Origin of the sequence: Geminicoccus sp., assembly GCF_035556675.1 — a bacterium.
In the GTDB taxonomy this organism is placed as follows: domain Bacteria; phylum Pseudomonadota; class Alphaproteobacteria; order Geminicoccales; family Geminicoccaceae; genus Geminicoccus.
In genome coordinates, this window is record NZ_DATMFZ010000212.1 from 21418 (window position 1) to 28989 (window position 7572).

The following is a 7572-nucleotide window of genomic DNA, read 5'->3' on the forward strand; positions in this document are numbered from 1 at the left end:
CGCAGACGGCATCGGTTCCGATCTGCCGCCGACGGAGAAGGGTATGCCAAGCGTCGCAGCCGTTCCTCAGCCACTCACGTTCGCCGGGTTTTCCGGAGCCTCCTGGTCTTACGCGATCCGGATCTGGCTGGCCGTGGTGACGGCACTCTATGTGAGTTTCTGGCTCGAGCTGGATACGCCTTCTTCCGCCGCCATCACCGTGGCCATCCTGGCCTTGCCCACGCGCGGCTTGGCGCTGGACAAGGCCGTCTTCCGTCTCCTGGCCACGGTGCTCGGCGTGGCCGCATCGTTCGTGATCGTCGGCATGTTCACGCAAAGCGACGTCATCATGCTCTGGGTGTTCGCCGCCTGGATCGGCTTGTGCGTCTTTGTCGTAGGCATGCTGGACGGCAACCGGGCCTATGCCGCGTCACTCGGGGTAACCACGGTGGCGATTGTCGCGATCGAGCAGACCGATACTCCCCAGCAGGTCTTCGACGTCGGCATCGCGCGTGGCTCGGCGATCGTCGTGGGCATCCTCGCCATCACCTTCATCAACGACTTCCTGGGGGCCCCCGACCACTACCCCAAGGTCTCCGCCCGGTTGAGGTCCCTTCAGGACCGGGTCACGGAGTACGGGCGGAGCGCCTTGCGCGGCCAGGCAATGCCCGCGGCGGCCGCCGCGGGGCTGTTGCGCGAGATCACCGCGCTGCGGCCCGACGTGGCGAGCCTGGCTGCCGAATCGAGCAGCGGCAGGGCGCGCGCGGCATCGGCCAGATCGGCGATGGTGGAACTGGTCGTGGCGTTCGCCGCAGCCAGGGCCCTTGCAGGCCTGTCGGGGCCTGCACCGGGTCCGGCAGGGCATGTGGAGCCGCCCGTCCGGCCGCTATGGGGCGACGACCCGCGACCGGCCGACGACCTGATCGCGACGGCGCGCGCGTGGCTGGCCAGCGAGTTCCGCCAGAGAATGGCAGAACTCCAGGACAGTCTCGACAGGCTGCAGTCCGGGAAGTTCCCGGAGATCCCCTGGCAGGCGCCTCTCTATCGATCCCGGCGCATCGCCCTGGAGGAGGGCCTCAGGGCAGGCCTCTACTTCGTCCTGGCCTCGACCCTGCTGGGCATGGCCGATTGGCCCTCGGTCACCGCCGCACTCGCCTTCGTGGCGCTCCTGATCGGCCTCAGCGCCACGGCACCGGACCAGGCCGCCTTCACCAAACTGGCGGTCCTGATCGCGCCGCTCGCCTGCGTGATGGCCGGCATACTGCAATTCGTCGTGCTGGACGGAGCCACGGGCTTCCCCATGCTGGCGATCGGCCTGGCACCGTTCATCATCGTCTGCGCGCTGCTGATGACCCTGAGCAACCCGCTCCTGTCGAGCGTGGGTCGCCTGAACATGGTCTTCATCCTGGCATTGGTGGCACCGAGCAACCCGCAGAACTACGACCCCGAAAGCTTCCTGGTCGCCTGCCTGTTCGTCTGCCTCGCGGCCAGCCTGCTGTTCGCCCTGCAGCTGGTCGTGCCGCCGATGTCGCCCAAGCGGAAGGTCCGGCAGCTCCTCGCGGAGGCGCGCCAGGACCTTGGCCGGCCGCAATCGGAATGGCGCGGCGACCTGGCCAGGGAAGAGGCCGCCTTTCAGGCAGCGCTCCGGGTCGGGCAGATCGCCGACCTTGCCGCAGGCGATCCGGCGGCGCTGGACCAGGCTATGGCCAGCTTCGACCAGGCCGCAGCGCTGCGCCGGTGCAGTGGCGAACTGGACATGGTGGAGAACTCAGCGCTCGCCGACGCCATGGGAGCAGCACGCCATGCGCTGCTTCGGCGCGATGGCGGCCTGCTGATGAACGCGGCCCTGGGCCTGCGTGCCGCTGCGGCCAGGAACGGGCTGCCGGTGCCGCCGGCCGGTGCGGCGATGGTCGCTGCGGCGATGGTCCTGCCGACCGTGCCGCCCTCCGCAATGGAGCAAGGGACATGAACCACGCTTTTCACGAGCTGGTGGTAGGCGGCGTGCTGGTGGCACCGATCGTCTCCTACGCCGTCTCGGCCCTCGTTCTCGTCCTGCTGCTGCGCCCTGTCCTGCATCTGATCGGGTTCTCGAACTATTTCAGCCGGCCGCCAGTGGCCGAGCTCAGCCTGTATGTCGTCGTCTTTGGCCTTCTGACCCTGATCTACTAGGGGGAATATGATGCACGACACGCTCGACAACGCGCCGCCGGAGCGACGCTCGCTGGAATCGGCCAGGGACACGATCCCGCCGGATCTTCCCCCGGAAATCGAGGGTCGCGCCCCGTTCGACGGATCCCAGCAGGCCCGCGACGGCGGCGCCCCCATCCCCCCGCTGCGGACGCCACCGCCGCGCAGACCCCTGCCCCGATGGCTGGCTGCGGCGGGCAAGCGGCTGGCCACGCTGGCGATCGCGCTGGCCGCCATCCTGATCGCCATCGTCACCTGGCAGACCTACGTGCTGGGGCCGTGGACACGCAACGGCAGCGTCCGCGTCCAGGTCGCGAACGTCGCTCCGCAGGTGTCCGGCCAGATCGTCGAACTGCACGTGAGCGACAACCAGTATGTTCGGCAGGGGGATCTCCTCTACGTCATCGATCCGGCCGATTTCGAGCTGGCCGTGGCAGCCACCAAGGCGCAGGTGGCGCAGGCTGCCGCCGACCTGGAGCTGAAGGACACCGAATCGAGACGGCGCCAGTCGCTGTCCGACCTCGTCGCCTCGAAAGAGGAGCAGCAGGTCTTCGCCGCCTCTGCCGCCGTGGCCAAGGCCACCTTCGCCGCCGCACAGCAGGCCCAGGCCAAGACCGAACTGGACCTGCAGCGCACCAGGGTCGTCAGCCCGGTCACCGGCTACGTGACCAATCTGCTCCTGCGGGTCGGCGACTTCGCCGTAGCGGGCAACAGCAACGTCACCGTCATCGACTCGGAAAGCTTCTGGATCGACGGCTATTTCGAGGAAACCAAGCTGGCCGGGATCTGCGTCGACGACCGCGCCGAGGCGCAGCTGATGGGCTATTCCGCACCCATCGTAGGGCACGTGGAGACGGTGACCCGGGGCATCAGCGTCGCGAACGCCGCGGCCGGTGCGCAGGGACTGCCGAGCGTGGACCCGATCTATACCTGGGTCCGGCTCGCGCAGCGGGTCCCGGTGCGCATCGCCATCGACGAGGTACCGGGCGGGGTTCCGCTCGTATCGGGCATGACGGCGACGGTGACCATCCGGCACCCCGACGACGCCGGCCAAGGGTCCCTGCTCCATCGTGCCTACACACGCGTCGCCGGCAGCATTTCCAGCCTCGTCTATGGCCCGCCGCCGTCGCGGCCGGGTTGCCTGCCCGTCATGACGAGCCAGGCCGCGCCGGACGAGGCTCTGCCCATGGCCGCCGCACCGCCGGGGGAGACGCCCCAGCAGATCGTCCCGGGCATCGCGCCGGGCCTCGACGTTTCACCCCAGGTTGCGGACTGAAGCGCCCAGCGGGCAAGCCTTACAGGATTTTGCAATCCTTTAAGTCCATGCTGCCCAGTACGACAGCTATGGTGCAGTGGCGGCACAGATAATCCAGCCTGTCGCGAAAGCTGCCCTGATAGTCTTCCTGGTCAGCGGCAGTGAACCTCCAATCGCAAGGGAATGACCATGAACGCGATCGCACGCGGGTCCAGGCATGTCATGTCACTGCGGAGCCAGCCCCCGCTCTTCCAAGGCCCGCAAGGCTTCATCACGCACATGGATGCCGGCAACCTGCCGATCATGCGGCGATTGTCGCTCCGGTTTCTCTCGCTGGCGTTCGGCGGCGTGCGCGAACCGCACTGGCATGCCAATGCCGCCGAGCTCGGCTACTGCATCCAGGGCGAAGCGCTGATCACCATCGCCGGCAACCACGCGCAGCGCGAGAGCTTCGTCGTGGCGGCGGGCCAGATGTTCTTCATCCCGTCCGGCGCCATGCACAGTATCCAGAATATCGGCGCCGGACCTGCCGAGTTCGTCCTGGCCTTCTCCCACGAATCACCAGAGGATTTCGGCATCAAGGCGGCGTTCGGCGCGATGTCGAACGCCGTGCTGGGCAATTCCTACGACCTGCCGGCCGCCGCCTTCGATGGATTCGATGCCTCGGCAGCCGGCAGCAAGATCTTCGGCAGCGCGCACCCGGCAGCGGTGGAAGACCAGGCCCGGCACGTCAATCCCTACAAGTACAGCGTCGAGGCGACGCCGCCGCAGATCTATTCCTTTGCGGGCAGCGCCCACACCACCAAGGCCGCGCTGTGGCCGGTCCTGCGCGACATCGCGATGTTCTCGGTCCGGATCACCGACCGCGGCATGCGGGAACCGCACTGGCACCCGGAAACCGCGGAAATGGGCTACGTCGTTTCCGGGCAGGCCCGGATGACGATCCTCGATCCGGACGGCAGCATCGACACCTATGTCATCGGGCCCGGCGACGCCTACTTCATCCCGACGGCCTATCCCCATCACATCGAAAACATCGGATCCGGCACGGTCCACCTGCTGATCTTCTTCGACCGCACCGACCCGGGCGACATCGGCTATCGGTCGCTGATCAACGTCTATCCGCGCGACCTCCTCGCGGCGGCCTTCGGCATGGCGGAAGCGGATCTGCCCGACTTTCCCTTCACCGAGATCGATCCGTTGCTGGTGCCCCGCGCCAACCCCGTCGATCCGGTGAACTAGCCGCCCATGCCGGGCATGCAGCGGAGTTGCGCGCGCATGCCCGGCCGGCCTCCGTCATCACCCCATAGAGCAGAGAGGAACGACCATGGGCACCGCCATCGCGGCCAAAGTCGCCATCGAAGAGGCTAGCCTGCGCTTCCCGTCCGCATTCGACGACGCGGCTGTGCGTGATATCGCGACATGCCTGAAATCCCTGCTGGCCGACGTCTTCGCGCTCTACCTCAAGACCAAGAATTTCCACTGGCACATGAGCGGGCCGCATTTTCGGGACTATCATCTGCTGCTCGACGATCACGGCGACCAGTTGCTCACCATGACCGATCCCATCGCCGAGCGCAGCCGCAAGATCGGCGGTGACACGTTGAGGTCGATCGGCGAGATCGCCCGCCGGCAGAGGCTGGAGGACAACGACCTGCCGTTCGTCGAACCGCAGGCAGCGCTGGCGGAACTGCGCGACGACAATCTGCAGCTGGCCGCGAGCCTGCGGGATGCCCATGCGGTCTGCGAGAAATACCAGGACGTCGCCACCACCAGCCTGCTCGAAGTCTGGATCGACGAGACCGAGCGCCGGGTATGGTTCCTTGCCGCGATCACGCGAGAGCGCCTCTCGAACCGCTAACCCATTCCCCTTTGGAGGCCGAGCAAGTGCCGCGGCGCTGACATGGACAGGGTCGACGTGAGTGAAACCGGGGGCCGTGCGGCATCGCCAGGTGCCACGGCCAGCCGGCTCGCAGCCTTGCGCGTCTCGTTGCCGAAATTCTGCACCGCCACGGCACTGACCGCCCTGTCGGGGTTCAACGACGCCGTGGGCTACTCGGCCCTGGGCCATCTCTACCTGTCGTTCATGAGCGGCAACAGCACCCATTTCGGCATGTCGCTCGCCAGCGGCGACTGGCCCGGCCTCCTGCTGGCCGGGTCCATCATCGGGACATTCGTCGCGGGAACGTCGCTGGGCACGGTGATCGCCGATCGCTTCCCGCAATCGATGGCGCCGCGGATCCTGGGGATCGAACTGGTCATTATGCTGTGGGCAGTGGCGGCATCGTACTTCGGCGCCGGGCCGCTGGCCCTGGTACCCGTGGCCGGGGCGATGGGGATGCAGAACGTCCTGCACCAGGTCATCGGCGGCGCCGATGTCGGCAAGGGCTTCGTCACGGGCAGTCTCTTCGCCCTGGGCCAGTCCCTCGCGCGCCTCGCCTCGGGTCGGGAGCAGGGCGCCGCCGCCTTCCAGAATGGATGGTCTTGGCTATCCTTCGTCGCCGGAGTGTGCATCGGCGCACTGACCTATGGGACACTCGGTCTCCCGGCAGCCCTAGGTGCTGCCGCAATCGCCCTGGCGGTAATGCTGTGCTGGCTCGGCACTGCACGATGACCTGCAGGTTCTATATTCCGCCGTAAATGTCATAATACCGCCCCCTACGGTAGTGGTCGAACTGGCTGTCGCGTCCCTCGCCATGGATTTGGCGATCTCCTGGACGCCGACCTACACTGCGCCATGGCGACGTTCCGACCTGAGCGGCATCGCCGCTATCCTCGCTGCGACCGCATTTTTTGTGGTCGGCGACAGCTTCATGAAGCTGATCACCGAGGACCTTCCGCCGTTCGAGGCGCTGTTCCTGCGCCGCATCGTGGCAAGTCTCTTCTGCGCAGTCATCGTGGCCGTGCGGGGCGAGTGGCGGGCCATTGCCGGTGCCCTCAACCGCCATGCGCTGCTGCGGGTCCTCGGCGAGTCGCTCTGCACCCTTTGCTATATCGTGGCTCTGGCCCGCATGCCGATTGCCGATGTGATCGCCATTCTTCAGACTGGGCCATTGATCCTGATCCTCGCCGCCGCCGTGCTTCTGCGCGAGAGGGTCGGCCCGACCCGCCTCACCCTGACCCTGGCCGGCTTCGCGGGTGCCCTGATGGTGGCGCAACTCAGCGCCAGTGGTATCTCTGCCGCTGGCATGTGGGTACCCGCACCCATCATAACATCAGTACCGAGACAGGAACTTGGCTACGTCTGTTCTGGCAACTGGCCGGCTGCTCATGCACCAAAGGATGATGCCGCTTTCGTTCTCGACGCTGAGTTTGTGTCACCTTAATCGACCTGAACTATCATGCCTGTCCTGAACCTCGGCCACATTCTCGAGCCGAGCAGCCAAAGGAGGCCGGCATGGCACGACCCGTGGATGCAGCACGGCTCGATCAACTCGCGAGAGAGGTGTTGGCGGCACTTGCCACGGGGCAACAGCTGGCACCGTTCTCGGCGCGTGATCCCAGCTTCGATCTGGCGGAAGCTTACAAAGTCACGGCGCGGGTCCGCGATCTGCGTAAGGCACGTGGCGAGATGCCCATCGGCCGCAAGATCGGCTTCACCAACAAGGCGGTCTGGGGCGGGCTGAACATCTCTGGCCCGATCTGGAACTACCTGTACGACAGCACCGTGCACGATCTGGGCGCCGGTGATCCGACCTTCGTGTTGGGAAATCTCCAGGAGCCACGCATCGAGCCCGAGATCGTGCTCCATCTGTGCTCGGCCCCCGATCCCGGCATGGACGATCCTGAGCTACTTGCCTGTCTGGACTGGGTCGCTCATGGCTTCGAGATCGTGCATTCGATCTTTCCGGGCTGGAGCTTTGCTGCGGCTGATGCCGCAGCGGCTTTTGGCCTGCATGGCGCTCTCCTGCTCGGAGCACGGTATCCGGTGTCCCCGGATCCAGCATGCTGGGACGTGGCCCTTGCCAGCTTCACCATCGATCTGCTGGGCAGCAAGGGCATGCGCCGACAGGGCCACGGGGCGAACGTCCTGGGTGGGCCGATCAAGGCCTTGCGGTTCTTGGTGAAGGAACTGGGCCGCTACCCGGCCTGCGAGCCGCTTGCACCCGGGGAGCTGATCACCACCGGCACTCTGACGGAGGCGATGCCGG

General features: G+C 66.5%; 8 protein-coding genes. All 8 read left to right on the forward strand.

Annotated features, from left to right (window positions below; all coding sequences use genetic code 11):
• Positions 1 to 43 precede the first annotated feature (43 nt).
• Entirely contained in the window at positions 44 to 1948 is a 1905-nt protein-coding gene (locus VNS22_RS15100; protein WP_325733787.1) for an FUSC family protein, read from the forward strand.
• Entirely contained in the window at positions 1945 to 2148 is a 204-nt protein-coding gene (locus VNS22_RS15105; RefSeq protein WP_325733788.1) for a DUF1656 domain-containing protein, read from the forward strand. The genes VNS22_RS15100 and VNS22_RS15105 overlap by 4 nt, the downstream gene beginning before the upstream one ends.
• Before the next feature lie 10 nt (positions 2149 to 2158).
• Entirely contained in the window at positions 2159 to 3442 is a 1284-nt protein-coding gene (locus VNS22_RS15110) for an HlyD family secretion protein (protein ID WP_325733790.1), read from the forward strand.
• A gap of 201 nt (positions 3443 to 3643) precedes the next feature.
• Positions 3644 to 4663 carry a cupin domain-containing protein gene (locus VNS22_RS15115; protein WP_325733792.1) on the forward strand — a complete coding sequence of 340 codons (1020 nt, stop codon included), beginning with the start codon at positions 3644 to 3646 and terminating at the stop codon, positions 4661 to 4663.
• An 85-nt stretch (positions 4664 to 4748) separates the two neighbouring features.
• Positions 4749 to 5282, forward strand: coding sequence for a DNA starvation/stationary phase protection protein (locus VNS22_RS15120; protein ID WP_325733794.1), 534 nt, complete (start codon positions 4749 to 4751; stop codon positions 5280 to 5282).
• Positions 5283 to 5324: 42 nt separating this feature from the next.
• On the forward strand, positions 5325 to 6035 hold the full coding sequence (locus VNS22_RS15125) for a YoaK family protein (protein ID WP_325733795.1): 711 nt from the start codon (positions 5325 to 5327) through the stop codon (positions 6033 to 6035).
• An 82-nt stretch (positions 6036 to 6117) separates the two neighbouring features.
• Positions 6118 to 6747 carry a DMT family transporter gene (locus tag VNS22_RS15130; protein WP_325733797.1) on the forward strand — a complete coding sequence of 210 codons (630 nt, stop codon included), beginning with the start codon at positions 6118 to 6120 and terminating at the stop codon, positions 6745 to 6747.
• Between the two features lie 71 nt (positions 6748 to 6818).
• The coding region (locus VNS22_RS15135; RefSeq protein ID WP_325733799.1) for a hypothetical protein at positions 6819 to 7572 on the forward strand (754 nt) is incomplete at its 3' end.